This window comes from Algibacter sp. R77976 (assembly GCF_044594645.1).
GTDB lineage: Bacteria > Bacteroidota > Bacteroidia > Flavobacteriales > Flavobacteriaceae > Algibacter_B.
The window spans coordinates 1,838,860-1,862,758 of the sequence record NZ_CP138989.1; the positions used below are offsets into that span (position 1 = coordinate 1,838,860).

General features: G+C 32.2%; 31 protein-coding genes. 15 read left to right on the plus strand and 16 right to left on the minus strand.

Annotated features, from left to right (window positions below; all coding sequences use genetic code 11):
- Positions 1-46 precede the first annotated feature (46 nt).
- Both SJY43_RS08040 and SJY43_RS08045 read left to right on the plus strand, forming a co-directional pair.
- The gene (locus SJY43_RS08040; RefSeq protein WP_396603314.1) at positions 47-646 is read left to right on the plus strand and encodes a pseudouridine synthase; all 600 of its coding nucleotides are present in this window, start codon (positions 47-49) and stop codon (positions 644-646) included.
- 120 nt (positions 647-766) lie between these two features.
- On the plus strand, positions 767-1,825 hold the full coding sequence (locus SJY43_RS08045; protein WP_396603315.1) for a DUF6090 family protein: 1,059 nt from the start codon (positions 767-769) through the stop codon (positions 1,823-1,825).
- A 247-nt stretch (positions 1,826-2,072) separates the two neighbouring features.
- Here the strand turns inward: SJY43_RS08045 and SJY43_RS08050 are convergent, their stop codons facing one another.
- Together SJY43_RS08050 and SJY43_RS08055 are read right to left on the minus strand one after the other, a co-directional pair.
- Entirely contained in the window at positions 2,073-2,714 is a 642-nt protein-coding gene (locus SJY43_RS08050; protein ID WP_396603316.1) for a hypothetical protein, read from the minus strand.
- A gap of 4 nt (positions 2,715-2,718) precedes the next feature.
- Entirely contained in the window at positions 2,719-3,213 is a 495-nt protein-coding gene (locus tag SJY43_RS08055; protein ID WP_396603317.1) for an RNA polymerase sigma factor, read from the minus strand.
- Positions 3,214-3,431: 218 nt separating this feature from the next.
- Between SJY43_RS08055 and SJY43_RS08060 the strand changes: the two genes are divergently transcribed.
- The gene (locus tag SJY43_RS08060; protein ID WP_396603318.1) at positions 3,432-5,585 is read left to right on the plus strand and encodes a TonB-dependent receptor domain-containing protein; all 2,154 of its coding nucleotides are present in this window, start codon (positions 3,432-3,434) and stop codon (positions 5,583-5,585) included.
- Between the two features lie 51 nt (positions 5,586-5,636).
- Here the strand turns inward: SJY43_RS08060 and SJY43_RS08065 are convergent, their stop codons facing one another.
- The 6 genes from SJY43_RS08065 to SJY43_RS08090 all read right to left on the minus strand — a co-directional run bounded on the left by SJY43_RS08065 (position 5,637) and on the right by SJY43_RS08090 (position 9,400).
- On the minus strand, positions 5,637-6,518 hold the full coding sequence (locus SJY43_RS08065) for an alpha/beta hydrolase (protein ID WP_396603319.1): 882 nt from the start codon (positions 6,516-6,518) through the stop codon (positions 5,637-5,639).
- A 109-nt stretch (positions 6,519-6,627) separates the two neighbouring features.
- A complete protein-coding gene (locus SJY43_RS08070; protein ID WP_396603320.1) occupies positions 6,628-7,335 on the minus strand; it encodes an aromatic aminobenezylarsenical efflux permease ArsG family transporter in 708 nt (235 codons plus the stop codon).
- Positions 7,336-7,776 carry a nitrophenyl compound nitroreductase subunit ArsF family protein gene (locus tag SJY43_RS08075; RefSeq protein WP_396603321.1) on the minus strand — a complete coding sequence of 147 codons (441 nt, stop codon included), beginning with the start codon at positions 7,774-7,776 and terminating at the stop codon, positions 7,336-7,338.
- Between the two features lie 45 nt (positions 7,777-7,821).
- The gene (locus tag SJY43_RS08080) at positions 7,822-8,799 is read right to left on the minus strand and encodes a permease (RefSeq protein ID WP_396603322.1); all 978 of its coding nucleotides are present in this window, start codon (positions 8,797-8,799) and stop codon (positions 7,822-7,824) included.
- A 10-nt stretch (positions 8,800-8,809) separates the two neighbouring features.
- Positions 8,810-9,046, minus strand: coding sequence for a thioredoxin family protein (locus SJY43_RS08085; RefSeq protein ID WP_396603323.1), 237 nt, complete (start codon positions 9,044-9,046; stop codon positions 8,810-8,812).
- A gap of 48 nt (positions 9,047-9,094) precedes the next feature.
- Positions 9,095-9,400 (minus strand): ArsR/SmtB family transcription factor, encoded by a 306-nt coding sequence (locus SJY43_RS08090; RefSeq protein ID WP_396603324.1) that lies wholly within the window; start codon positions 9,398-9,400, stop codon positions 9,095-9,097.
- Positions 9,401-9,645: 245 nt separating this feature from the next.
- Here SJY43_RS08090 and SJY43_RS08095 point away from each other — a divergent pair, with 245 nt between their 5' ends.
- The 7 genes from SJY43_RS08095 to SJY43_RS08125 all read left to right on the plus strand — a co-directional run bounded on the left by SJY43_RS08095 (position 9,646) and on the right by SJY43_RS08125 (position 14,715).
- Positions 9,646-10,380 carry an energy transducer TonB gene (locus tag SJY43_RS08095; protein ID WP_396603325.1) on the plus strand — a complete coding sequence of 245 codons (735 nt, stop codon included), beginning with the start codon at positions 9,646-9,648 and terminating at the stop codon, positions 10,378-10,380.
- A gap of 173 nt (positions 10,381-10,553) precedes the next feature.
- On the plus strand, positions 10,554-11,030 hold the full coding sequence (locus tag SJY43_RS08100) for a DUF2141 domain-containing protein (protein WP_396603326.1): 477 nt from the start codon (positions 10,554-10,556) through the stop codon (positions 11,028-11,030).
- Positions 11,031-11,095: 65 nt separating this feature from the next.
- On the plus strand, positions 11,096-11,719 hold the full coding sequence (locus SJY43_RS08105; protein ID WP_396603327.1) for a tetratricopeptide repeat protein: 624 nt from the start codon (positions 11,096-11,098) through the stop codon (positions 11,717-11,719).
- A gap of 21 nt (positions 11,720-11,740) precedes the next feature.
- On the plus strand, positions 11,741-13,081 hold the full coding sequence (locus SJY43_RS08110; protein WP_396603328.1) for a histidine kinase: 1,341 nt from the start codon (positions 11,741-11,743) through the stop codon (positions 13,079-13,081).
- 11 nt (positions 13,082-13,092) lie between these two features.
- Positions 13,093-13,395, plus strand: coding sequence for a 2TM domain-containing protein (locus SJY43_RS08115; protein ID WP_396603329.1), 303 nt, complete (start codon positions 13,093-13,095; stop codon positions 13,393-13,395).
- A gap of 12 nt (positions 13,396-13,407) precedes the next feature.
- The gene (locus SJY43_RS08120; protein WP_396603330.1) at positions 13,408-13,737 is read left to right on the plus strand and encodes a 2TM domain-containing protein; all 330 of its coding nucleotides are present in this window, start codon (positions 13,408-13,410) and stop codon (positions 13,735-13,737) included.
- A gap of 222 nt (positions 13,738-13,959) precedes the next feature.
- Positions 13,960-14,715 carry a LytR/AlgR family response regulator transcription factor gene (locus SJY43_RS08125; protein WP_396603331.1) on the plus strand — a complete coding sequence of 252 codons (756 nt, stop codon included), beginning with the start codon at positions 13,960-13,962 and terminating at the stop codon, positions 14,713-14,715.
- Positions 14,716-14,765: 50 nt separating this feature from the next.
- Here the strand turns inward: SJY43_RS08125 and SJY43_RS08130 are convergent, their stop codons facing one another.
- The 8 genes from SJY43_RS08130 to SJY43_RS08165 form a co-directional block, all read right to left on the minus strand.
- Positions 14,766-14,990 (minus strand): hypothetical protein, encoded by a 225-nt coding sequence (locus SJY43_RS08130; RefSeq protein WP_396603332.1) that lies wholly within the window; start codon positions 14,988-14,990, stop codon positions 14,766-14,768.
- Positions 14,991-15,141: 151 nt separating this feature from the next.
- A complete protein-coding gene (locus SJY43_RS08135; RefSeq protein ID WP_396603333.1) occupies positions 15,142-15,867 on the minus strand; it encodes an acyl-CoA desaturase in 726 nt (241 codons plus the stop codon).
- A gap of 62 nt (positions 15,868-15,929) precedes the next feature.
- The gene (locus SJY43_RS08140) at positions 15,930-16,502 is read right to left on the minus strand and encodes a Crp/Fnr family transcriptional regulator (protein WP_396603334.1); all 573 of its coding nucleotides are present in this window, start codon (positions 16,500-16,502) and stop codon (positions 15,930-15,932) included.
- A gap of 133 nt (positions 16,503-16,635) precedes the next feature.
- The gene (locus SJY43_RS08145) at positions 16,636-17,094 is read right to left on the minus strand and encodes a DUF4352 domain-containing protein (RefSeq protein WP_396603335.1); all 459 of its coding nucleotides are present in this window, start codon (positions 17,092-17,094) and stop codon (positions 16,636-16,638) included.
- Positions 17,091-17,516: a hypothetical protein gene (locus SJY43_RS08150; RefSeq protein WP_396603336.1), complete on the minus strand. Its 426-nt coding sequence runs from the start codon at positions 17,514-17,516 to the stop codon at positions 17,091-17,093. Before SJY43_RS08150 ends, SJY43_RS08145 begins: the two co-directional genes overlap by 4 nt.
- Positions 17,517-17,704: 188 nt before the next feature.
- Positions 17,705-18,103, minus strand: coding sequence for a hypothetical protein (locus SJY43_RS08155; RefSeq protein WP_396603337.1), 399 nt, complete (start codon positions 18,101-18,103; stop codon positions 17,705-17,707).
- A gap of 161 nt (positions 18,104-18,264) precedes the next feature.
- Positions 18,265-19,224 carry a hypothetical protein gene (locus tag SJY43_RS08160; RefSeq protein WP_396603338.1) on the minus strand — a complete coding sequence of 320 codons (960 nt, stop codon included), beginning with the start codon at positions 19,222-19,224 and terminating at the stop codon, positions 18,265-18,267.
- Positions 19,225-19,428: 204 nt separating this feature from the next.
- Entirely contained in the window at positions 19,429-20,643 is a 1,215-nt protein-coding gene (locus tag SJY43_RS08165; protein ID WP_396603339.1) for an RsmB/NOP family class I SAM-dependent RNA methyltransferase, read from the minus strand.
- Positions 20,644-21,130: 487 nt separating this feature from the next.
- Between SJY43_RS08165 and SJY43_RS08170 the strand changes: the two genes are divergently transcribed.
- The 5 genes from SJY43_RS08170 to SJY43_RS08190 all read left to right on the plus strand — a co-directional run bounded on the left by SJY43_RS08170 (position 21,131) and on the right by SJY43_RS08190 (position 23,890).
- Positions 21,131-21,709: an RNA polymerase sigma factor gene (locus SJY43_RS08170; RefSeq protein ID WP_396603340.1), complete on the plus strand. Its 579-nt coding sequence runs from the start codon at positions 21,131-21,133 to the stop codon at positions 21,707-21,709.
- A gap of 48 nt (positions 21,710-21,757) precedes the next feature.
- Complete coding sequence (locus SJY43_RS08175; protein WP_396603341.1) at positions 21,758-22,078, plus strand: hypothetical protein; 321 nt, start codon at positions 21,758-21,760, stop codon at positions 22,076-22,078.
- A gap of 1 nt (position 22,079) precedes the next feature.
- Entirely contained in the window at positions 22,080-22,640 is a 561-nt protein-coding gene (locus SJY43_RS08180) for a Spy/CpxP family protein refolding chaperone (protein WP_396603342.1), read from the plus strand.
- A gap of 154 nt (positions 22,641-22,794) precedes the next feature.
- Positions 22,795-23,082: an EF-hand domain-containing protein gene (locus tag SJY43_RS08185; RefSeq protein ID WP_396603343.1), complete on the plus strand. Its 288-nt coding sequence runs from the start codon at positions 22,795-22,797 to the stop codon at positions 23,080-23,082.
- A 58-nt stretch (positions 23,083-23,140) separates the two neighbouring features.
- A complete protein-coding gene (locus tag SJY43_RS08190) occupies positions 23,141-23,890 on the plus strand; it encodes a polyphosphate polymerase domain-containing protein (RefSeq protein ID WP_396603344.1) in 750 nt (249 codons plus the stop codon).
- The last annotated feature ends 9 nt before the right edge of the window (positions 23,891-23,899 follow it).

Sequence of the window (23,899 nt, forward strand, 5' to 3'; positions counted from 1 at the left end):
AAATCATATTATTTATGGAGGTGTTTCAGAGTATTAAAAAGTAAATATGATTGCAGATAAAACCACACATAGGCACTTTATAATCTTTAAGCCTTTTGGGTATTTAAGTCAGTTTGCGAGTAACGACTCCAAACAACAATCAAAAAAGTTTTTAGGCAGTTTACATGATTTTCCTGAAGGTATTATGGCTATAGGTAGGCTAGATGAAGCTTCAGAGGGTTTGTTATTGCTTACAACAGATGGTAAAACAAGTGCGCATATAAATAGCCAAAAAGTAGATAAGGAATATTATGCCCAAGTTGATGGCGTGATTACCAACGAAGCTATTGAGCAACTAAAAACGGGAGTTAATATAACTGTTGAAGGTGAACTATATAAAACGAAGCCTTGTCAAGCTTTTAAATTAAAATCGATTCCAGATTTACCCAAGCGTGCAAAAAAGATTAGAGATGATAGACACGGGCCAACAAGCTGGGTGTCTATAACGTTAAATGAAGGGAAGTTTAGACAGGTTAGAAAAATGACTTCGGTAGTTGGGTTTCCAACGTTGCGATTAGTTCGGGTTAGAGTAGGAGCTATTTATGTAAATGCTATGGATGCTGGCGATGTTATAGAAGTGGATGCATTTGGGGTTTCTATAGTCTGACGCCAATTACTATTTGAATTCGTCAGAAATAATTACTAAATTCGTTAAGGTCTTGTATAAGTCATTAAAAAACAGACTTATATCATTTCATTTTGCTTCATTACCAAAAACCGCTAACCCATGATAAAATTCTTTAGAAAGATTAGATACGACCTTATTGAGAAAAGTAAAACCAGTAAGTATTTTAAATATGCTATTGGTGAAATTGTGCTCGTGGTTATTGGTATTTTAATTGCATTGCAAATTAATAACTGGAATGAAAAACGTAAAAACGAAAACAAGATAACAACAATTTTAAAAGAGATACAAAAAGATATAGAAGAAGATATAGTTAGATCTAAAGAGTTGTTTACTTACTATAATAAAAGAGACTCGATAATACAATTGGCTTTAGACAACAAATTAACACGAGAAAATTATTTAAGTGCTAATAATTATGAATTCATATATGTTGCTATGAACGCTTTTCACCTTAAAATTCATAACAATGGTTATAAAAAATTAACCGATAATTTAGATAATATACCAGAGATGTATCAAGAATTAATTACACCTCTAAATGAAATTTACATCTACAATAAGTACGAAATAGATAAATTCGACATCAGGATAGATAAAGTTACCGATCGTTTAATAGATAAGCTTGCAGCTTCAAAGCCTTGGTATTACAATATAGACCAAAATATTAGCGATGATGCGATACACTTTTTTTTAAATGATTCATTATATAAAAATGACCTAGATATTTATAGAAACGCATCTGATAATTTAGGTATGCATATCTATAGTTTTAATCAAAACGCAAGTAGCGTTTATAGAACTATTGCAGAACTAACAGGTTACCCAAAAACGCTACCAGATTTTATACCTAATCATTTAATAGAACCAACACCACAAGATCTAGAGGCTATTATAGGTAACTACAAAATGGTAAAATTCACAACGCTTACAGGTGAAGTCAGGCCGCTTGATGAACCTTGTACAATAATAGCAGGTAAACACAGCTTAGAGCTAACATTTGTAAACAGTAATAATACTATTTTTCTCTATTACAAAAGTAATTCTGAGTTGTATGATGAAGAAGGAACATCGACACTAGTAAAGAATGATAAAAACCAAGTTGTAAAAATCATATCAAAATTAGATGATGGAGAAGTTGAACTTATAAAAGTAGAGTAGAACCCTTTTTATCTTGAAATTACAATGATAAAGGTTTATAGAAAAATTAGACAAAGCTTACTTTCAAGAAGGAAAAGCTGAAAAACCTGTATGTCGGCAGGCAGGGATTAAACGGTCTGTTTCATCCCGATAATAATCGGGAGAGTAGTGAAAGCACAACTTTTTGTGATCCCGCAAGGCGCAGTACCAAACTTGATTTGGTATTTAAAACCTTGTAGGTATGAGCAAAAAGAAACGCCCAAATATTTTAAACTTCTAACTTTTTAAGCTCTTTATAATTTCTATTTAAACGCTTTAATAGGATGCCGTAAATTAACCAATAGAATAGGAGTAATACACCAACTGCTAAGGCAAGTATTAAAATGGTTACCATAAAAATGACAGCGTAAAATTTAAAGACTTCGCCATTGGCTGATGCAGCTTGTAGTTGGCTAGAAAAATTAGGGTCGTGATTAAAGGCATAAAATGCACCTAAAAGCGCTCCAATTGTTAATGACGCTAGGTTGAATATAACGTAATATTTTACGGTGCGACGTGTTTTTAAGATACTTTCCATGAGTGCTTTGGAATTATCTGTGGCAGAAATACTTTTATAGTTTTTATAAAATAAATAGAAAAAATAGATTAATACAACATAGCTAATAACGGCTATGGGAATTAGGATATGGTTAATATCTAGTTCGTCCATTTTGTCGGAATAGGCCGTGCCTTTTAAGGCAAAAGAAAGTATAACCCAAAAGGCAAATTCTAGTAAACTGATAATGAAAATCCATTTTACTATGGAAGACGATTTCTTTAAAATCATCTTATAAATATCGTTATAGGAAACCTTAGGATACGCATCGTTATCCTTTTTCCAGTCTTTTTTTAGTAAATCTAATTCATCCATAATGTTACGGATTTAGTATGGTTCTAAGTTTGTTTTTTATCCTGTTCATCTTCACCCGGGCATTCACTTCGCTTATTCCCAATGTTTCGCTTATTTCTCTATAGTCTTTGTCTTCCAAATACAAAAAAACTAACGCTTTTTCTATATCGTTTAGTTGGTGTACGGCTTTGTAAAGCACTTTTAGTTGTTCTTCTTCGGTATCGTCATAATCTTCTGCTTTTATTTTAAACTCTACACCCGCATAATCTTGCGTTTTTATGGTACGTTTCGATTTTCTGTACAGCGTAATCGCCGTATTTAATCCTACGCGATACATCCAAGTACTGAATTTTGCATCGCCTCGAAATTTAGGATAGGCGCGCCAGAGTTGTATAGTGATTTCTTGAAACAAATCATTATGTGCATCATAATTATTGGTGTACAAACGACAAACTTTGTGCACAATATTTTGATGCTTTTCTAGCAATTCTACAAAACTATGTTCTAGCTCTTTATTCAACGGTGTGGTTTAGTTACTCTATAAGTAGCTTCATTTTTAAAATTGTTACATAGATATGAAAATAAATTTAGAAAAGATATAATTTCAATTCATCATGTGAATTTTACAGTTGGGTAATTAAGAGTTTTAGTTACGGTTGTTCTGATGCATTTTTGCTGCGTGCTGAACTTGTTTCAGGACCTCATCAATCAAAAAACGAACAGTAAAATTAATCCATCATGAAAAAATTAACCATTATAATTATCACTTTAATAAGTTTTCAATTATCAGCACAATCCATTATCAGCGGAAAAGTTTTTAACTCAAAACAAGAACCTATTGAAGGTGCTAATATTTATTTAGAAGGCACTTATGATGGCAGTACTTCTGGAGAAGATGGAGCATTTTCATTTAAAACATCAGAAACAGGAACACAAACTTTAGTAGTATCTTTTTTGTCTTACGAGCCATTTACTATGGTTGGCGATATATCTTTTATGAAAGATATAACCGTTAAACTTAAGGACGATGTTAGCACGTTAGATGCCGTTGTACTATCTGCAGGAACCTTTTCGGCAGGCGATAACAGTAAAGTAAATGCTTTAAAACCCTTAGACGTGGTAACAACCGCAAGTGCTTTAGGCGATTTTGTTGGTGCGTTGCAAACTTTACCAGGAACAACAACGGTTGCCGAAGATGGTCGGTTATTTGTACGTGGTGGCGATGCTAATGAAACGCAGATTTTTATTGATGGTATTCGTGTGTTTACGCCGTATTCGCCAACAACCAATAATGCACCAACTCGAGGACGCTATTCGCCATTTTTGTTTGATGGCATTACCTTTTCTACAGGTGGTTATTCGGCAGAATTTGGACAAGCCTTATCAAGTGTGTTACTTTTAAATACGATTGATGAGCCAGACCAAGAAAAAACCGATATTGGTATTATGAGTTTAGGTGCAACTCTTGGTAATACTCAAAAATGGGATAAAAGTTCATTAAGTGTTAATGCATCTTATATTAATTTGGCGCCTTATAATGCCATTTTTAAAAATAGAAATGATTGGATTAAACCTTTTGAAACCGCATCTGGTGAAGCCGTTTTTAGAAAGAAAACCAATTCGGGTTTATTTAAACTGTACGGTGCTTTTGATGCAACAAATTTTGAATTAACTCAAGAAGATATAAACAATCCAGAAGGTGCATATTTCAAATTAAACAATAATAACTTTTATTTAAACGGTTCGTATCAAGGCACTTTAAACGATACTTGGTCTTTTTTTAGTGGACTTAGTTATACACACGCTAAAAACAACTTAAATATTATAGAAAGCCATATTAATAACGCCGAAAACTCGTTACACACCAAGCTAAAGTTTAAAAACAGAATTAGCAACCGCTTTAAACTCTATTTTGGTGCCGAGTATTTTGCAACCCATTTTGATGAAACGTATCAAGATGAAACTATCGATAAAGTTAATTACGGTTACAATAATAACATTGCGGCAGCGTATGCCGAAGCAGATATTTTTATATCTGAAAAATTAGCGTTTAAAACAGGGTTGCGTGGCGAGTATAGCCAATTGTTTAAAGATTTTACCATAGCGCCAAGAATGTCTTTAGCTTATAAAACAACCGATAAAAGCCAAGTGTCTTTAGCATACGGTAATTTTTACCAAAACCCATCAAGTAATATTTTAAAATTTAATCAAGACTTAAAAGCAGAAAACACATCGCACTATATTTTTAACTATCAATACAATGCCGATAGAAAAATATTTAGAGCCGAAGCCTATTATAAAACCTATAATAATTTGGTTAAATATGACACCGATTTTACAAGTTTCGACTCAAACTATAACAGCAACGGAAACGGTTTTGCAAGAGGTTTCGATTTGTTTTGGAGAGATAGTAAAACCATTAAAAATTTCGATTATTGGTTAAGTTATTCCTTTTTAGATACTGAGCGCGATTATCAAAACTACTTAACTAAAGCGAAACCAAACTTTGCGAACACACATAATTTATCTTTAGTTGGAAAATATTGGATTGATAAATGGAGAAGCCAAGTAGGTATGAGTTATGCTTATGCTTCTGGAAGAACATATACAAACCCTAATGAAGTTGGTTTTTTAAATGAAAAAACTAAATCTTTTAATAGTATGAGTTTAAATTGGGCATATTTAATTAGTCCGCAAAAAATACTTTATGCGTCTGTAAATAATGTACTTGGGTTTAAAAACGTAAATGGATACCAATATGCGAATTCACCCGATGTAAATGGCAATTTTAATAGGAGAGCTTTACAGCCAGCAACCGATCAGTTCTTTTTTGTAGGTTTCTTTTGGACTATTAGTGAGGATAAGAAGAGTAACCAATTGGATAATTTGTAGATAAGGTTCGTTTAACGTGTTTGCATATGGTTTTGGGTATTCGTTTTTATTTTATTGTTTTTCTTCTATTAAATTGGTTTTTATGAATTCTAACGCATCTAACATCGAATTATCAACACATGTTTTGTTATGCTTTCCATTTGTAACCCTAAATTCATGTTCAATTTTCTTCTGGTGAAATAATATATGCAATTCAGAATTAGGAAGTGAGTGGAAATCGTCATCGCAAGTTTGGATAAACCACTTTTTTCTTTTCAAAATTCCCACATCTATCTTTTCTGCAATATAAAGAGCGTTGTTGTTGAAGTAAACTTCATTTGTTCTTTCTTTTGGTGTTAGATTTTCTCCGTACAAATGTGCATGAAAACGTAGGTAATATTTCTCTAAATCTTCAATCATTTGTTTTTTTGTGCTTATTGCGCCCATAAAACTTACACAAATTCCAAACTCTTCAGGGTTTAACATGGTAAATCGTAATGCTCCAAACCCTCCCATTGACAATCCCATAACAATTGTTTTTTGTGAAGATTTTGTTAATGCGTACCTTTTTTTCATTTCAGGAATAAATTCTGAAATAAACATTGTTGCGAATTTCTCCTTACCAGCATAGTCATCTATATACCAAGATTTGCCACCGTTAGGAGTAATTATAATTGTTTTTGGAAACAGTTCTTTTACAATTAATGAATCAATTTGTTTGAAAATACCTTTAGTGCGGAGACTATTATTATTTCCTCCAAACCCATGTAAGAAATAGATTGTTGGATATGTTTTTTTAGTATCATAATTGGGAGGTAAATAAATGTTGTATTTAACTCCTCTGTTCAAAACTTTACTTTGAACAATTTGATTTTCAACAATTTTTCCATTTTGACCAAAAATTGAGATGTTTATGAAAAGGGTGAAAACTATTAAAAGGTGTTTTTGATTCATATCGTTATTTAATGATGCCCAATGATGCGTTGATATGAAACGTCTTAAAGTTTTATATCAAAAGTTAAACGAATTTAGCCGATTTTTTTTTACAAAGTCAAGTTATTACTTATAATATTCCAATAAAAATAGAAACATAATACAACCCTGTTATGATAAAAACCACACCAGCAACGGTTCGCATTAGTTTTTCAATTTTTGTAATGCTTTTATAAAACACGCCTACTTTTTCGGCTGTAAAAGCTAATAAATACGTAAAAAGAATAACAGGTAATCCGGTGCCGAATGCAAAAATTATGGGTAAATAAAGACCATCTCCAGATGTAATAGTCATGGGGATTAGTATCCCAAAAAATAAGGCGCCGCTATACGGGCAAAATGCTAAGGCAAAAACAACACCTATTAAAAAAGCACCAAGTAGGCCTTTGTCTTTAAATTTTTCGGAGAGTCTTTCTTGAAACCCCGACTTTCCTAAAAAATTGAGTTTGATAATGTTTAGCATAATCAAACCAATAATGATTAATAAAGGGCCTAAATATTTTTCACCATTCTGATTAAAAAACCGTGCTATATGGAACTTACTGGCTCCAAAATAGAGTATGAGCCCAATAGCTGTGTAGCTAAAGCCTCGTCCTAAAGAATAAAGTAAGCCGCTTAAAAAAACGTTCCGTTTGCTCGAAATGTTTTTAGAAATATAAGCCGTTGCTGTGATGTTGGTTGCTAATGGGCAAGGGCTAATGGCCGTCATTAGTCCAAGTACAAATGCAGATAAAATAGGAATGTTGTAATGCTCTAAAAGCGATTGTAAAAAATCCATTTAGAGCGTCTTTAATTGCGTGTCTATTTTAGATTTTAATGTTTTAGAAAAGATTTCTTGGTCGTTTCCTTCCATAAAAGCAAATTCGGTTAAATCAATTTTAGTTTCTTTTCCATTTTTTATCACGTTCAATATTAAGGCAGTTCCCGAAGCTTCAAATTTTTCAGCTAGTTTTTCGTTTGCTTCTTCATCTACATTAATAACTTGAAATGTGATTTTTTCAGCTTTTAATTCATCAGAGAAAAAGGTGTCTAATGTGTATTTTGTATTGGCTTCAATAGCATTACACGTCATACATCGGTGTGTAGAGTGGAAGTCTAAAACCTCAATTTTTGAAATGGTTTTATCTAAAACTTGATCGTTGCTTTTAGTTTGGTTGTTACAAGCTGTTAGGAATAAACTGATTGTTAATAGGGCTAAAAATTTAATGGTTTTACTCATGGTTTTAAGCTTTTTGTTTTCGTGAATCTTCGATTTTATTTTTATTTATAATATCATGTTGAATACATATCCAGATATGATGATACAAAGTGTAACAACACCAAAAAAGATAGCAATTAGTTTTAAGGTCATCACTTTCTTTAAAAGCATGGCTTCTGGTAACGACAAGCCAACAACGCCCATCATAAAAGCAATTGCGGTACCTAATGGAATTCCTTTTGCAACTAACACCTGTACAACAGGTAGTATTCCTGAAGCGTTAGAGTACATGGGTACAGCCAAAATAGTGGCAATAGGCACAGCAAAAAGATTGTCTTTGTCCATATATTTTTCAAAAAAACCTTCTGGTATATAACCATGCATTAGTCCGCCAATAGCAATTCCTATCAAAACATAAGGAATAATACCTTTAAGTATTTTTAGCACTTCATCCCAAATTATAGGAAGTCTTTGTTTTAAGGTTTGTTTGTCTGCAATAAAGGCATCTTGTTCTTTTTGAGCATTTGCCAAAACGTCTTTCACCCAAGGTGTTAAATAGCGTTCTAGTTTTAATTTTTGAAGTATAACGCCCGAAATAGTGCCTAATAAAACACCACTAATAATATATATAATGGTTGTTTTAACTCCAAATAACCCTATAAATAGGCCAATGGCAACTTCGTTCACTAAAGGCGAAGTAATTAAAAATGCAAAGGTGACTCCTAAAGGTATACCGCCTCTTACAAAACCTATAAATAAAGGGACTGAGGAACACGAACAGAAAGGTGTTACAACACCAAAAAGACTTGCCGTTAGGTATTCTAAGCCGTATAATTTATTTCTAGATAGGTAGTTTTTAACCTTATCTATAGGAAAGTAACTATTCACTATTCCCATAAAAAATATGACCACAAAAAGAAGAATTAAAATCTTTGTGGTATCATAAATAAAGAAGTTTAGTGCTTCTGCTAAATGCGCGCCTTTTTTTAAATTTAAAACATCATAAACCAGCCAATCTGCAATATGTTGTATCCAATCAAACATTTACATTTAATTAGTTTAAAAGCTCCAGAACTTCTTTTTTAGATGGGATTCTGCCTTTTATAGCAACAACATCATCAATTACTAATGCTGGTGTTGTCATGACATTAAACTTGGTGATTTCCATAATGTCTTGAACTTTTTCAATAGTGGCTTCTATGTTGTTTTCTGAAACCACATCGGTTACTAATTTTGTTAGTGTTTGACATTTTGGGCATCCTGTTCCTAATACTTTAATTGTTTTTCTCATTATTATGGTATTTGTTATCCGCTCATGCGGCATAATTATTAATTATTTTCAATCAAAAAAATCCTGAAATAAAGATTTAGCAATCTTCCAGTTTTCTTGATTTATACAGTATTTTATTTTTGGTGGTTTTAATTCGCCCTGAATAAGACCAGCGTTTTTTAGTTCCTTAAGGTGTTGAGAAATTGTTGATTGAGCCAATGGAAATACATCTACCAAATCTCCTGTAAAACAGCACGACTGATTTTCGAGATGCTTTAAAATGGCAATACGAGTTGGATGACCTAAAGCTTTGGCAAATCTCGCTAAGGCTTCAGTATGTTCTTTGTATACTATAGGTTCTAAACTTCTTTTCATAAGTTAATCGCAAATATACGATGGGTTTTTATTTTGAAAAATGACAAATGTCACATTAGCCTTTTTTTTGTAAAAAAAACCAAGAATCGCTTTAAACGTAGTGTTAATGCGTGTTTAACAACGATGTATTTAAAATAAAGGATGTGTTTTGGATATGATAAATATCATTGTTGTTTTTCTAGTTATTTGGTAATTTTAGAATAGAGAAATTAAGATGATGTAGTCATCGGTTAAAACTAAATATTATGAAAGCTAAAAAAAATCCAAAAGTAGAAGTAGGACGGAATAGCAGTATTTATTTTGCTATTGGACTAAACGTGATGTTATTTTTATCTTGGCAAGCTTTAGAGTATAGAACATATGATAAAGACGAAATAACTATTGATTTAGTAGAGATGGAAAGTGAATTTGAAGAAGAAATTCCAATTGTTAGTATTAATACACCGCCACCACCGCCGCCACCACCTCCTGCGGTAGTTAGCGAATCGGTTGAAATTGTAGATGATGAAGTAGAGATTGAAGAAACTGTAATAGAAAGTACAGAAACAGATCAAAATGAAGCTATAGAAGAGCGTATTATAGAAGTGTCTGATGTCCAAGTAGAAGAAGTTGAAGAAGATGTTCAAGTCGCTTTTGCTATTATTGAAGACGTGCCTGTATATCCGGGATGCGAAGGCCTGTCTAGACAAGCTACAAAAGATTGTTTTCAGAAAATGGTGCAAAAACATGTAGCTAATAATTTTACATATCCGCAAACAGCTTTAGATTTAGGAATTCAAGGCCGTGTATCTGTAATTTTTGTTATTGATAAAACAGGACATATTACAGGAATAAAATCTAGAGGACCGGATAAATTATTGCAAGATGAGGCAGAACGTATTATAGGTAAATTGCCGCAAATGAAACCTGGTAAACAACGCGGTAAACCCGTAAAAGTAGCTTATGCTGTGCCTATCTTCTTTAAATATGAAGATGGCTAATTAAGCAAGTTTAGTAAATAATATAAAAGCAGTCTGATTGTATTCAGGCTGCTTTTTTTGTTTGTTAAAGCCAATAAAACATTTCAGCTACAAAAAATAACAGTTCGGTAAGATGCTTTTTAAAAAACAGACCTTCTGTTGGATATTTGAACTGTAATTAAAAACAAACCATTATGAACTTTTCAAATAAAAATAACGAACAGAGAAACAACAATAAGTATCAAGGAATAAAAAATCTATTTACTATTATTTGTCTTTCACTTTTAACATTTTCAATTCAGGCTCAAGATAAACCTGTAAGCGATATTACTGTAGTGATATCAAACTTTGATAATAACCAAGGAAAAGCTTACGTAGCACTTTATAATTCTGAAGATACTTTTTTAAGTAAGGGGTTTAAAGCTACATTCTCTAAAATAGAAAACAACAGTTGTGAGGTAACTTTTAAGGCTGTGCCAAACGGTACTTATGCAATCTCTATGTTTCATGACGAGAATGATAATAATAAAATGGAAACGACACTTTTTGGCATTCCAACCGAAGATTACGGATGTTCAAACAACGCTACAGGGTTTATGGGTCCACCAAAATGGAAAGACGCAAAATTTCAAATTAATAATGAATCAATCACACAACATATTACACTTTAATATACTCAAGGAAATGATTCTAGAGAAGTTACATATAACCATCGAAAAACAATAAATATAAACACATGAAAAAGCTAATTATCATTGCAACAGTATTAATAACAGGGTTTGTAAGTGCTCAAACCAATTATGAAAAAGGTATGGAAAAAGCCTTCGAACTTTGGGGTAACAACCAGCCAACCGAAGCAGCAAATCTTTTTGAGCGTATTGCGAAAGCAGAACCAGATAATTGGCTGCCGCCGTATTATGCAGCACAAGTTAATATTCTATATAGTTTTGGGGAAAGAGATGAAGATGTGTTATCAGCAAAACTTAAAAAAGCACAAGACTTAATTAACGATGCAACTGCCATTTCAAAAAACAACCCAGAAATAATGGTTTTACAAGCCTTATTGCACACCGCTTGGGTGGCTTATGATGGTGCAACCTATGGCATGACATTATCAGGAAAAGTCATCGAGCTTTACACAAAAGCAAATTTACTTGCGCCAGAAAACCCAAGAGTAGTATATTGTAGGGCAGAATGGGATATGGGCGGAGCCAAATATTTTGGACAAGACACCACACCATTTTGTAAAGATTTAGAACGCTCTATAGAACTTTTTGCTAACTTTAAAGCGGAAACACCATTTTACCCAAGTTGGGGTAAAGATCGTGCAGTAATGTTATTAGAATCTTGCGCTAAGTAAAAAATAATTAGAAAAATAAACATGATAAAGTCGACTAAAAATATCATCATTACTTTCATTATTGGATGTGTCATTTTTGTAATTGGCAACCTCTTGTCTGGTGGTTTTAATTTTAAAGGTGTTAATGGGTTTTTGGTCAATTTTGGTTTTTATCAGCTGTATTCTTTTGTGCTAGGCTATTCCAATATGTATTTTTTCGATTACATGGAAACGCGTAATTGGAAAAAGAAAGATACCGTTAAACGTGTTGTTATTGGTGCTCTTGGAGCAACTATTATAACCTTAATAGGGTTGTTTGTGCTAAGGGCTTCAACAGCCATGGTTTATAAAAATATGAGTTTTTCAGATTTTCTATCCAACGAGAAATTTCAATATTATCAATTTGGGTTATGGATTACTTTAACAATTGTTATTATTTTTCATGTTGTCTATTTTTATAACAGATATCAGCAAAACCGAATAAAAGAACAAAAAGTAATTGCAGGAACAGCAAGCGCCAAGTTCGATGCTTTAAAAAACCAAATAGATCCACATTTTCTGTTTAATAGCTTAAATGTATTAACCAGTTTAATAGAGGAGAATCCAGAAAATGCGCAAAAATTCACCACATCATTATCTAAAGTATATCGTTATGTTTTAGAGCAGAAAAACAAAGAATTAGTTACTGTAGATGAGGAGCTTCGATTTGCAAAAACCTATATGTCTTTGCTTAAAATGCGTTTTGAAGATAGTATTGTTTTCACCATGCCCGAAAAAGCATCAAACCCAGAAAGTAAAGTAGTCCCATTATCATTACAATTACTACTCGAAAATGCGGTGAAACATAACACGGTAACCTCAAGTAAACCTCTACATATTAGAATTTACGAAGATCTAGGCAGCTTGGTAGTAGAGAATAATTTGCAAACCAAACAAATAGTTAAAAAGAGCACAGGTGTAGGCTTAAGTAATATTAAACAGCGCTACGGGCTATTAACTAATAAAACAGTAAGCATAAGTAAAGAAACAAGCCGTTTTTTGGTTGCTTTACCAATGCTAACTAAAAAAACATCAATTATGAGAACAGAACAAACAGCATCAAAACTAGACGATAGTTATATGAGGGCACTAAACCATGTAGACGAGCTTAAAGGCTTTTATTATAGCTTAATGTCTTACTGTTTAGTCATCCCGCTTTTAATATTTATCAATTACAAAACCTCATGGGATTTCCAATGGTTTTGGTTTCCAATGTTTGGTTGGGGAATAGGTATAACAATTCAAGCGTTTAGGGTATTTGTAAATAACGGTGCTTTTGGTAGAAACTGGGAAAAGCGCAAAATGGAAGAGTTTATGAATAATGATAAAAATAACTGGAGCTAAAATTTAATATTATGGAAAGATTACCAGATTCAGAGACCGATAAAAAATACGAAAGAGCAAGAAAACATATAGAAAACATAAAAGGGTTTTACCAACACTTAGTTGCATACATTCTATTTACACCATTTACCATTTTTATAAATTACAAAACCTATTGGGATTATAAATGGTTTTGGTTTTCAGCTATAGGTTGGGGCATTGGCGTTGCCATTCATGGCTTTTGGGTTTTTGTTCATAAAGGGACTTTTGGTAGCGATTGGGAAGACAGAAAAATAGAAGAATTAATGCGTAAAGAAGAAAACAAGTGGGATTAAAACATAAAAACTATGGAAGCAAATAAACTAGAGCCCTACCAAGACAAAGCATACCAAAAAGAGCAAGCCTATGTACGCGCAAAAAAGCGTGTAAAAGAGCTTAAAGGCTTTTACTGGCATGCCTTCTGGTATGTAGTAGTAAATATTTTTATTGTAACCATGATTATTTCAAATGGTGGTGATATATGGCATTTTGGTACCTTGTCTACGCCCATTTTTTGGGGTATTGGTTTAGGCTTTCATGCCATTGGTGTGTTCGGGAAAAACCTCCTTTTTAACAAAGCATGGGAAGAAAGAAAAATTAAAGAATACATGGATAACGACAAAACAAAATGGAATTAAAATGTCACTTCGAGGGTCTCGGTTTTATTTCGAAATGTATCGATAAGTTGGGCGTTACCCAAATGGGTCGGGCTTGAAGCCTGTCTTGAGCTTAGTCGAAAGGTTGCAAGTCCTCGCACCTCCTACGTCGGGCTGTGGGCTATCCACTACTATCCCTAACGCGAGTTAGTAACTAAATAACAAATCAATGTTCTTTTATCAAGAAATTAAAAATAAGAATCAATGAAAGTAATCATCATCGAAGACGAAAAACCATCAGCAAGACGTTTACAACGCATGCTTCAAAACTTAGATTTACAGGCAGAAACCATGCTGCATTCCGTAGAAGAATCTATTAATTGGTTTCAAAATAACGAACATCCAGATTTAATATTCTTAGACATTCAATTAAGCGATGGCCTATCCTTCGAGATTTTTGAAACTATCGATATCCAATCAGCTATTATTTTCACAACAGCTTATGATGAGTATGCACTTCAAGCCTTCAAACTAAACAGTATCGATTATTTACTAAAACCTATAGACGACGACGATTTAGAAACCGCAGTAAACAAATACAAAGCACGAGCACCACAAAAACAAGCCGTAACACTAGATTTTAACGATATTAAAAAGTTATTGGTAAATCCGCTAGATCGTGAGTATAAAAAACGCTTCTCGGTAAAAGTAGGGCAGCACCTAAAACTTATAAATATAGATGAGATAGAGTGTTTTTACAGCGAAAATAAAGGCACCTATTTACACACCACTTCCGGCAGAAACTATCTTTTAGATACCACACTAGAACACTTAGAAGATGAGTTAGAGCCTCAAACGTTTTTCCGTATAAACCGTAAATTCTTTGTAAATATAAACGCCATAAAAGATATGGTAAGCTATACCAACTCGCGTTTGCAAATAAAACTTAATTCTTATAACGAGCAAGACGTTATTGTAGCCCGCGAACGGGTAAAAGATTTTAAAGGGTGGCTAGAGTAAGATTCTAATTTCATTTCCTTGAAAAAAAAGAAAATCAACTATTAAGAATTCTAAAACGTTAGGACGTGTGCCGATTTTAAAAGAAGAACTATTAAAACAGTAACGCCACCACCAATTAATAAAGCGCCTTGCCAATAAAAAGTTCTGGTTCCCCATTGGTTCCACATCTTTTTACCGTATGCTTTTTCGGCATAATTTCTAGTTAATTTCCAATATAGAAATGTCACTATTGTAAAAATTAAAAGCGCTATTAATACTATCCAAACGGTGCCCATATATTGAGTTTTTAGTTGGTGAAATTGCTAACTAAAGTTTTAAAGTAACTAATTTAGCAAACAAATACGTAGGAGATAGAATTCTGATGGAATTTTTATTCCCTTCCAAATAGTTTTTATTGTTATGTATAGCCGCTATTAAATACTTATGCTATTGTTTTATCTTAATAACATTCAATGTATTAAGCAATTTCATTATCAGGTAAGTTGGGTCAATTTCATGCCATTTTACACCAAAATTTGCTCGGCTACCATGTTTATGATGGTTGTTATGGTAAGCTTCACCCATCATTAAAAAATCAAAAGGTAGTAAGTTTTTAGAAGTGTCTTTTACTTTAAAGTTAACATAACCGTAAATATGCGCGTACCAATTTATAATTACACCATGTATTGGTGCCATTAATATTATAATTGGTAGCAAAAGCCACAACCACCATGTAGTTGCGAATTTTATAAAGAATAGTATATATAAAACGGACCAAATTATTCTTGAAATTCTGGAGCTAGCTATTTTGTCAAAAGCATACCATTGTGGTACATTTTTAGTGAATTTATCGTCTACAGCTATCTTTTTGGTATTTATATTTTGATAAATAGATTTTGTTCTCCACATCATTGAAAATACATTTTCATCATATTTAGGCGAGTGTGGATCTTGTTCTGTGTCGGCATATGCATGGTGCATTCTATGCATTACGCCATAGCCATAAGCACTTAAATAGTTTGAACCTTGAAACAACCAGGTTAAAACATAAGTGATTTTTTCAGCAGTTTTAGACATTGTAAACGACTGGTGTGCAGCATATCTATGAAGGAAAAACGTTTGAAAAAACAAACCGCCATACCATAAAATCAAGAATAAGTAAATAACTTCCATTTGCTTATAAATTTAATTAGCAAATTTAAGGAAGGATGTATTATTTATACAATGAATCTAAGTTAAGAAATTCGTTTTCTAATTCTACTTAATGCTTGTGGTGTTACACCAATGTAAGAAGCAATGTATTTTAATGGAATTTGTTTTATTAGGTTTGGGCGGTCTTTAAATAGATTAAGATAACGTTGTTCTGGTGTTTCGTTTAATAACGATTGTTCTCTTTTCGATTTTATTAAAAAGAGCTTTTCAGAGATAAAACGACCAATTGTATTTCCTATTTGGGTTGTTTTATAAACCTCTTGCAATTCATTATATGTAATGCTCCAAAGGGTTGTTTTAGATAAAGCTTCAAGCTGGTAAGGTGATGGCGTTTGAGTTAAAAAAGAATCATAAGCACTTATAAATTCACCTGTAAAGCAAAACCCTAAAGTTATTTCCTTCTCAGGGTTTTCTTTTGGAATAAACAATCGCACCTCACCTTGCTCAATAAAAGAAATACTATTTTCTATTTCGCCAATACTTAGTAACGTACTCTTTTTTGAAAACTCTCTTTTCTGTAAATGTGATGAAAAAATTTGCCAGTCTTTTTCATTAACATGAGCCATGGTTTCTATGTACTCTCTAAATTGATGCATTATAAGTTTTTGCGTTTAAAAAAATGTTTGTGTTCGGGGATTTTCCCATGAAAAATCAGATGCAAGCAATCGTGCAACTAACATTCGTTTCGCCAAAACTAGTCATTTTTTTTATCTACTGAGTTGGCAACTGTTACTTGTTATATGCAATTTCAATTATTTCGTCATTTACCATTAAAATTTTGGCTTTATCCTCGTCTGGATAAATAAAAACTAACTTTCTTTTTTTTTCGTCACCTTTTCGAATATAAGAATCAATTTTCCCCCACATATTTATTGGGCCTGTGACCATTGCCCATTCAGCTTTGTGTTTTGTTTTTGTTCTTGGGTTCAATAAGTTAAAGTTGTCAAAATTCAATTCCTGTTTTTCATCCAGATTATTTTTAAGTGTTAAGAAGACGAAAACAAACTTGTTTCCGCGACTAGCACTCCAATGCCCGTTTCCCGTGGCAACAGTTTTTCCTTCTTCAATTTTGTCAATAGTGTAGCTTATGCTTTCAGTATAATTATAAGTTTTCGGAATTACTTGATAAACAGAATAACAGGAAGTTGCTAAAATTCCAATTAGTGATAGTAGTAAAATTTTTTTCATTCGTTTTTTTGTTTTTCACGCTTGAATATTAATGAGTTTTCTGAGTCAAATTCTGTTGGTCGATTTTCGTCAAAACTTATAGCGAATTCCATGGTGTCATGATCAATAAAATTAGCAATACAGAGTAATTTCTTTTGTTCTTTAGGTTCCAACATAGTAACCACTAAGTTCACTTGTATAGGATTTGTTTTACTATTAATTTCATAAGTCATATTTCCTTTTTTTCCTTTTCGAACAAATTCTTTTCCGCCCATAATTTGACCTTGTACTTCAAAGTATGCGTAGCCTTCAGAATCAAAATTGGAATAACCAATTTCTTTTTCATCTTCTCCAATCCATTTTCCTATGAATTTAGCTTTGTCATTTTCAATCGTCATTGATAACAAAGGGATGATTAATAAAAGTGTTAAAATTCTTTTCATAATATTTGTCCTGAATGGTTTAACGTTTTTGTGGAAGAATAGTTGTGTGACTGCGTGCGAGGGTTTTCCAAAGGAAAATCAGAAGCTAACAAACAAAGCAACTCACATTGGTTAAGCACAAAACAGCAATTTTTTATATATTTTATTAGCTTTAGTTTTTTTATATAGTTTAATATTTTTCATTGATTTTACTTTTCGTTTTTTTCGAAAACATTAGTCATTATATGACGGTAAGCTGGAAGACCAACTACAATTTGTAAAATAAAAGTAAAAATTATTGAAAAACTAAAAAATGTTAAATACATATCAGGTTTGATTCCTTTATATAGAACAAAGCCAATTAATATTAAAATCATATAAACAAAAGACCTTTTATTCGGAAAAGGAATTGTTCTTTTTAACATCCCATCTTCAAATTCGAACAGAAAATATGGTGAAAAGTAGTCGGCGTAATTTTCAGGCTTATAACGAATTATATATTTATTTTCCTTTTCCCATTTTGTTGTTATAGATGAGCCATTTTTCAAAACCACTTTTTTTGTTTCTCCAAGTTGAAAAGGTAAAAATTCTTTTGAAATTTTACTCATCTTGGGTATTTCGTTTAATTAAAGCTAACGGTTACGTATAAGAATAGTGCGTAGTTTGAGTGCAAGGATTTTCCTTCGGAAAATCAGATGCAAGCAAACAAGCACTAACTTTTGATTTAGGAATAAACTTACGCATTATTTTTATACAATGTTGTACTGAGTTATCTTCTACAATTACCAGTTTCAAAATCATTTTCTGTTGGATTGTAACCATTGTCAGAAAATCTAGTTTCTACTTTGTAAGCTGATTCTTTTATCCCACACAAATCTCTTAAATTTGTGTTTTGTTTTATAGTTATTTTTGAGTTTATTTTTGTGTTTTTTAAAGCATCCAAGTTAGTTATAGATTGATTGCTTGATACTTCAAGTTTGTCAATGTTTTCCAAAGATTCTAGAATACTTAAATCTGTAATATTTTGATTTAAATGAAAAAAATAACTTATATCATTTCGTATAATATCATCTAAAAAACTTAAATCTTCTTCTTTTCTGCTGCTTATTGTTATGTGTTCGTTTATTTCAATATCTGCAAACACTTCGAAAGATACAGTATTGTGAGTTTCAAATATTGTTAGACGGTCTACTGATTTGATATTTTCTAAACTTTCAAAACTAATTATAGGGTCATCAAAATGAATGTCCGAAATAGTTAAGTGTTCAATAGTGACAGAATCATAGATGGATAAAAAATCTACCTTTTCTTGACTTGTGATGGAAAAAGATAAAGTATTTAAATGATTAGGTAGACCATTACCAATTAATTTTATTTTAAGATTGGGATTTTCTTCCGAATCATTAATAATAATTAATTCTTCTTCATATAATTTTGTTTCAGTAGGATAGAAAACAATGGATAAACTAATTGAAGATTGACTGTTTATAGTAAGAGGATAAGATAAGTTTCTTATTTTAAATCCGTCAGGAATAGAATATTTATTAATTTTTATACTTTCTTTACTTTTATTTTCTATAGAAATTTCTAATAAAGATTCTTTAAGTTTTGGAGTATCTGGAAAAACTAATTGTTCTGTGTCAGAAGTTAATAAATCTAGTTCTTCATCGTTTTTTGAACAGCTTAAAATGACTAGAAGAATAAGGAATAAGTGTTTTTTTTTAATCATTGTTTTGTAATTAAGTACAACGTAGGGATATGTTTACCCGTATATAGACCCCTGTTATATATACCATCAAATATACATAAAAACCTACAAGTTAAATAGGTTAATACATAGAATATAGAATGCTTTTGGTAATATGGTTTAAAGATTACCAGTTTTTTGCAGAAGGGTGCCTTTTAATAGAAAGTGAGTTGTACACCTATTACATTACGCTTTACGCTCCAACAACGCCATATAAAACCCATCGAAACCAGATTTATGAGACAATAGTTTTTTGTCTTTTAATAACTCAAAATTTGCACCAGCTTCTGAAGCTAAAAAGGTTTTAACTTGCTCTTGGTTTTCTGATGGTAATATGGAGCATGTAGCATAAACCAATTGCCCGCCAAGTTTAACCATTCTAGAATATTGTTGTAAAATTTCTTGTTGGGTTATTTTTATTTTATCAATAAACTCGGGTTGTAATTTCCATTTGGCATCTGGGTTACGGCGTAAAACGCCTAATCCAGAACAAGGTGCATCAATTAAAACACGGTCTGCTTTATCGTAAAGTTTTTTAATAGGTTTTGTAGATTCTATAACGCGGTTTTCTATGTTATGTGCGCCGTTTCGTTTGGCGCGTCGTTTTAATTCGTTAAGCTTATTGCCATAAATATCCATAGCAATAATTTGCCCTTTGTTTTCCATTAAAGCGGCTAAATGTAATGTTTTTCCGCCAGCACCTGCGCAAGTATCTACCACACGCATACCAGGTTGTACATTTAAAAACTCTGCTACGGCTTGCGAATTGGCATCTTGAACTTCAAAGTGTCCTTTTTTAAAGGCTTCGGTAGAAAACACGTTAGCACGTTCTTGTAATTTTAAAGCGCTTGGGTGGTTATCTACAAATTCGGTTTCTATATCTAAATCGAATAATTCGGTTTGAAGTTTTTCTTTGGTTGTTTTAAGGGTGTTTACTCTTAAAACCACATCGGCTTGTTTGTTTAAAGCTTCAATTTCTTTGCTCCAAACGTCTTTTCCTAATTCTTTAATACCAATTTGGTCCATCCAATCTGGAATAGATTCTTTAAATTTTCTGGTTTTAGAAAGCTCGTCGTATCGGCCTTTAATTTTACGTAGAGGTGTGCCTTCAAAATATTTCCAGTCTGGTAATTTTATGCCTTTTAGGGTGGCCCAAACGGCAAACATGCGCCATAGGTTGTCGCGATCAAAAGGTTCTTTTACTTCTGCAATTTCTGCGTATAGGCGTTTCCAACGTACCATGTCGTATGTGGTTTCTGCAACAAAACCACGATCGCGAGCTCCCCAACGTTTATCGCGTTTTAATAGTTGTTGTATTACTTTATCGGCGTATTTGCCTTCGTTAAAGATTAAAGTTAGGCCATCTATAACGGCAAAGCATAAATTTCTGTGTAATCGCATAAATCAGTATTCAGTATTCAGTCGCAGTTTGCAGTCACTTCGCAAATGTTGATTATGAATATTTTTAAATTAAATTACCGAATAAATTCGGCGGGACAAAGTTACGTTTAATTGTTTAATTGTGGATTTGTTTATGGGTTTAAAAGTTGAAGTTGTTTTGTTATGTTGACGATTGGAGGCCTCTTATATAAAATTGACTTTGTTTTTTACCCATCTATTCTGCAAATTGATTTAGGTGTTGACTTTTTGCTAAGGTTTTGTTTTATTGTTTAAATTGCTGATTCTTGCGGATGGTTTTTAATTATGAATCTGGAACCTGCTTTTGCGGGGCGGTGCGTAAGGGATTGAACGGCATGTTTGAGCTCCCCGACGTAGGAGGGAGCGAGTAGTGAAAGCCCGACCCTTGGGTTACGCCAAAAAAAATAATTTTAGCGCGCAAGTTTTTTAATTTTTTAACATCTAAACTTATATAAGTTTACTTTATTTTTTGACTGAAAAAGAATTTATTGAGGGACTACGAAACCATAATGCGAATGCATATGGGAGGTTGTTGGACGATTATCAGCAAAAGGTATTTGCAACCTGTATATCTTTTGTGCCTAATAAGGAGGATGCGGAAGATATTGCGCAAGAGGTTTTTGTTGAGGTGTTTAATTCTATTGGCAAGTTTAAAGGGAATTCTAAATTATCGACCTGGATTTATAGAATTGCCACTAATAAATGTTTGGAGTTTATTAGAAAACGCAACACGAAAAAACGGTTTGCTTTTTTACAGTCTATTACCGGTAATGAAATTCCTGTGGATAAGACGAGTTATTTTACAAAGATGAACCACCCTGGTGTTATTTTAGAGAATAAACAGAAAAGTGAGACGTTGTTTTTTGCAATTAACCAGTTGCCCGAAGCACAAAAAGTGGTGTTTACATTGCATAAAGTAGATGGGAAGAGTTACCAAGAGATAAGCGATATAATTGATAAAAGCTTAGCATCTGTAGAGTCTTTAATGTTTCGTGCCAAGAAGAATTTACAGAAACTTTTAGAAAATTTTTATAAAAATGAAACCTAACGCAAGTTTTTAAAAATTATTGCATCTAAAATAGTATAACACAGAGTTATGACAACAAATAATAATATACAAGATAAAATAGATAGCACTTTTGAAGCATTAGATGCTATGGAGACTGTAAATGTTTCTCCGTTTTTTAAAGATAAAACTATGAATGTTTTATTTGCTGAAAAGGAAGAAAAGCAAATGTCTTGGAATTGGTTTACGCCTAAATTACAATTAGCAACTTTGGTTTGTGTTGTGGTTTTGAATGTGATTGCTTTTACTAAGGTTGAACAAACTACATCTTACGATGAAAATGTAAGTGAGTTTGCAGAGTCTTATGGATTATTTACTAACGATGATGATACGTCAATTTTAATTAATTAACATGAAGAAAAATTTACCCTTATATATTTTACTTCTCTTTTTAATTATTGTAAACGCTTTTTTTCTTTATAATTATTTAGGAACAGGAGATAAAGTAGAACAAAATGAAGCCGAAAAATCTGGACTTTTTTTAATAGAAGAACTTGATTTTGATGAGGCTCAGCAACAGCAATTTAAAGAATTAGGACAAAAGCATCAGAAAAGAATGCGAGCTATATCTAATGATATAAGAGTTTTAAAAGATGAATTGTTTAAAGGTTTATCTGATTCTACATTAAAGGATGTAAATAAAGATTCTATTGCCAGATTAATTGGTGATAAGGAAGCTGCTAAAGATTTAGAGGTGTTTAGCCATTTTAATCAAGTACAGGCGTTATGTAATGATAAACAAAAAGAAAAGTTTAGTGCCATTATAAAAGATGCGCTAAGGCGTGGAGATAATAATCAAGGGCCACCTCCTGGAGGAAGATCAGAAGGAGGAAGACCGCCGCATTTAGATGGAGAAAGACCACCACATCCTGATGGGCCAATGGGAGATAGACCACCGCCACCAGAACATTAAAATAGAATATAAACTAGCTATATGACCCTCGAAATTTTGAGGGTCTTTTTTTTGTGATTTTTTTAACAAAGTAATGCACAAGTAAAAAATAATAAGGGCATCTAAAATAATATAAAAATAAATTAATGTTTAATTAATATTAAATAAATAAGAAATGATGAAAGGAAGATTAAAGACAGGAATACTAGTTTTTGGAGTAGCACTATTAATGACGAATAGTTCTTTTGGGCAATCTGATGATAAGCAGGAAAGAAAAGGGCCGCCAACTTTTAAAGAGTTAATTGAAAAAATGGATGCTAATGAAGACGGAAAACTATCTAAAGAAGAAATTAAAGGGCCTTTAAAAAATGATTTTGATAAGGTTGATGCAGATGAAGATGGCTTTATTACAGAAGAAGAATTTAAAAAAGCACCTAAGCCAAAAAGACCTGCTAGACAATAGAAGTTAACAACTATAATTAGAGTTTCTTTTTGTAAACATAATCTAAACTTACTTTAATATGAATCAAAATATTCCAAATATAGTCGAGCGTCTTGCATCTATTTCTTTAAAAGAAATGGAAGGCGTTTCATTAATGAAAAGAACAGACACCAAATTTGTAATTCAAGAAAACCAATTAATTTCTGTTTTAGAGGCTATAAAAGATCAGTATAAAGTTCTAGAAATAAATAATGATAGAATAATGACCTACTCATCTTTATATTTTGATACAGCGTCTTGTAAGTTTTATAACGATCATCATAACGGGAAAGTCAACAGAACAAAAATTAGAATGCGAAAGTACGTAGAGTCTGATGCTTGTTTTCTTGAAATTAAACAAAAAGATGGTAAAGGAAACACCAATAAATCTAGAGTTGCAATAAAAGATTTTGAAACATCATTATCTGAAGAATCCCTGGATTTTATAAATAAAACTACCGAAGAATCATTTGATTTGAAACCTATTATTTGGAATAAGTTTAATAGAATTACGCTAGTAAATAAATTTGCTAAGGAGCGACTTACTATAGATTTAAACCTGTCTTTTAAAAACGAAAAAGCTAAAAAATCTTATGATAATTTAGTTATTGTTGAGGTAAAACAAGAACGTTCTGATAGGACTTCTGCAGTTATAAAATCCTTAAAATCTAATGGTATTACACCATATCGTATTAGTAAATACTGCATAGGGATGATGAGTCTTTACAAAAATTTGAAGTATAATAATTTCAAGATAAAACAATTAAAAATTAATAGTATAATAGCTTAACCAGAAACC

Coding starts and splice junctions, on each gene's coding strand:
- SJY43_RS08135 (WP_396603333.1), bottom strand. CDS start 15,867: ATGGAAGTTATTTACTTATTCTTGATTTTATGGTATGGCGGTTTGTTT.
- SJY43_RS08100 (WP_396603326.1), top strand. CDS start 10,554: ATGAACTTTTCAAATAAAAATAACGAACAGAGAAACAACAATAAGTAT.
- SJY43_RS08190 (WP_396603344.1), top strand. CDS start 23,141: ATGAATCAAAATATTCCAAATATAGTCGAGCGTCTTGCATCTATTTCT.
- SJY43_RS08115 (WP_396603329.1), top strand. CDS start 13,093: ATGGAAAGATTACCAGATTCAGAGACCGATAAAAAATACGAAAGAGCA.
- SJY43_RS08065 (WP_396603319.1), bottom strand. CDS start 6,518: ATGAATCAAAAACACCTTTTAATAGTTTTCACCCTTTTCATAAACATC.
- SJY43_RS08185 (WP_396603343.1), top strand. CDS start 22,795: ATGATGAAAGGAAGATTAAAGACAGGAATACTAGTTTTTGGAGTAGCA.
- SJY43_RS08060 (WP_396603318.1), top strand. CDS start 3,432: ATGAAAAAATTAACCATTATAATTATCACTTTAATAAGTTTTCAATTA.
- SJY43_RS08085 (WP_396603323.1), bottom strand. CDS start 9,046: ATGAGAAAAACAATTAAAGTATTAGGAACAGGATGCCCAAAATGTCAA.
- SJY43_RS08075 (WP_396603321.1), bottom strand. CDS start 7,776: ATGAGTAAAACCATTAAATTTTTAGCCCTATTAACAATCAGTTTATTC.
- SJY43_RS08090 (WP_396603324.1), bottom strand. CDS start 9,400: ATGAAAAGAAGTTTAGAACCTATAGTATACAAAGAACATACTGAAGCC.
- SJY43_RS08040 (WP_396603314.1), top strand. CDS start 47: ATGATTGCAGATAAAACCACACATAGGCACTTTATAATCTTTAAGCCT.
- SJY43_RS08095 (WP_396603325.1), top strand. CDS start 9,646: ATGAAAGCTAAAAAAAATCCAAAAGTAGAAGTAGGACGGAATAGCAGT.
- SJY43_RS08165 (WP_396603339.1), bottom strand. CDS start 20,643: ATGCGATTACACAGAAATTTATGCTTTGCCGTTATAGATGGCCTAACT.
- SJY43_RS08130 (WP_396603332.1), bottom strand. CDS start 14,990: ATGGGCACCGTTTGGATAGTATTAATAGCGCTTTTAATTTTTACAATA.
- SJY43_RS08175 (WP_396603341.1), top strand. CDS start 21,758: ATGACAACAAATAATAATATACAAGATAAAATAGATAGCACTTTTGAA.
- SJY43_RS08110 (WP_396603328.1), top strand. CDS start 11,741: ATGATAAAGTCGACTAAAAATATCATCATTACTTTCATTATTGGATGT.
- SJY43_RS08180 (WP_396603342.1), top strand. CDS start 22,080: ATGAAGAAAAATTTACCCTTATATATTTTACTTCTCTTTTTAATTATT.
- SJY43_RS08070 (WP_396603320.1), bottom strand. CDS start 7,335: ATGGATTTTTTACAATCGCTTTTAGAGCATTACAACATTCCTATTTTA.
- SJY43_RS08105 (WP_396603327.1), top strand. CDS start 11,096: ATGAAAAAGCTAATTATCATTGCAACAGTATTAATAACAGGGTTTGTA.
- SJY43_RS08120 (WP_396603330.1), top strand. CDS start 13,408: ATGGAAGCAAATAAACTAGAGCCCTACCAAGACAAAGCATACCAAAAA.
- SJY43_RS08045 (WP_396603315.1), top strand. CDS start 767: ATGATAAAATTCTTTAGAAAGATTAGATACGACCTTATTGAGAAAAGT.
- SJY43_RS08155 (WP_396603337.1), bottom strand. CDS start 18,103: ATGAGTAAAATTTCAAAAGAATTTTTACCTTTTCAACTTGGAGAAACA.
- SJY43_RS08080 (WP_396603322.1), bottom strand. CDS start 8,799: ATGTTTGATTGGATACAACATATTGCAGATTGGCTGGTTTATGATGTT.
- SJY43_RS08050 (WP_396603316.1), bottom strand. CDS start 2,714: ATGGATGAATTAGATTTACTAAAAAAAGACTGGAAAAAGGATAACGAT.
- SJY43_RS08150 (WP_396603336.1), bottom strand. CDS start 17,516: ATGAAAAGAATTTTAACACTTTTATTAATCATCCCTTTGTTATCAATG.
- SJY43_RS08125 (WP_396603331.1), top strand. CDS start 13,960: ATGAAAGTAATCATCATCGAAGACGAAAAACCATCAGCAAGACGTTTA.
- SJY43_RS08145 (WP_396603335.1), bottom strand. CDS start 17,094: ATGAAAAAAATTTTACTACTATCACTAATTGGAATTTTAGCAACTTCC.
- SJY43_RS08160 (WP_396603338.1), bottom strand. CDS start 19,224: ATGATTAAAAAAAAACACTTATTCCTTATTCTTCTAGTCATTTTAAGC.
- SJY43_RS08140 (WP_396603334.1), bottom strand. CDS start 16,502: ATGCATCAATTTAGAGAGTACATAGAAACCATGGCTCATGTTAATGAA.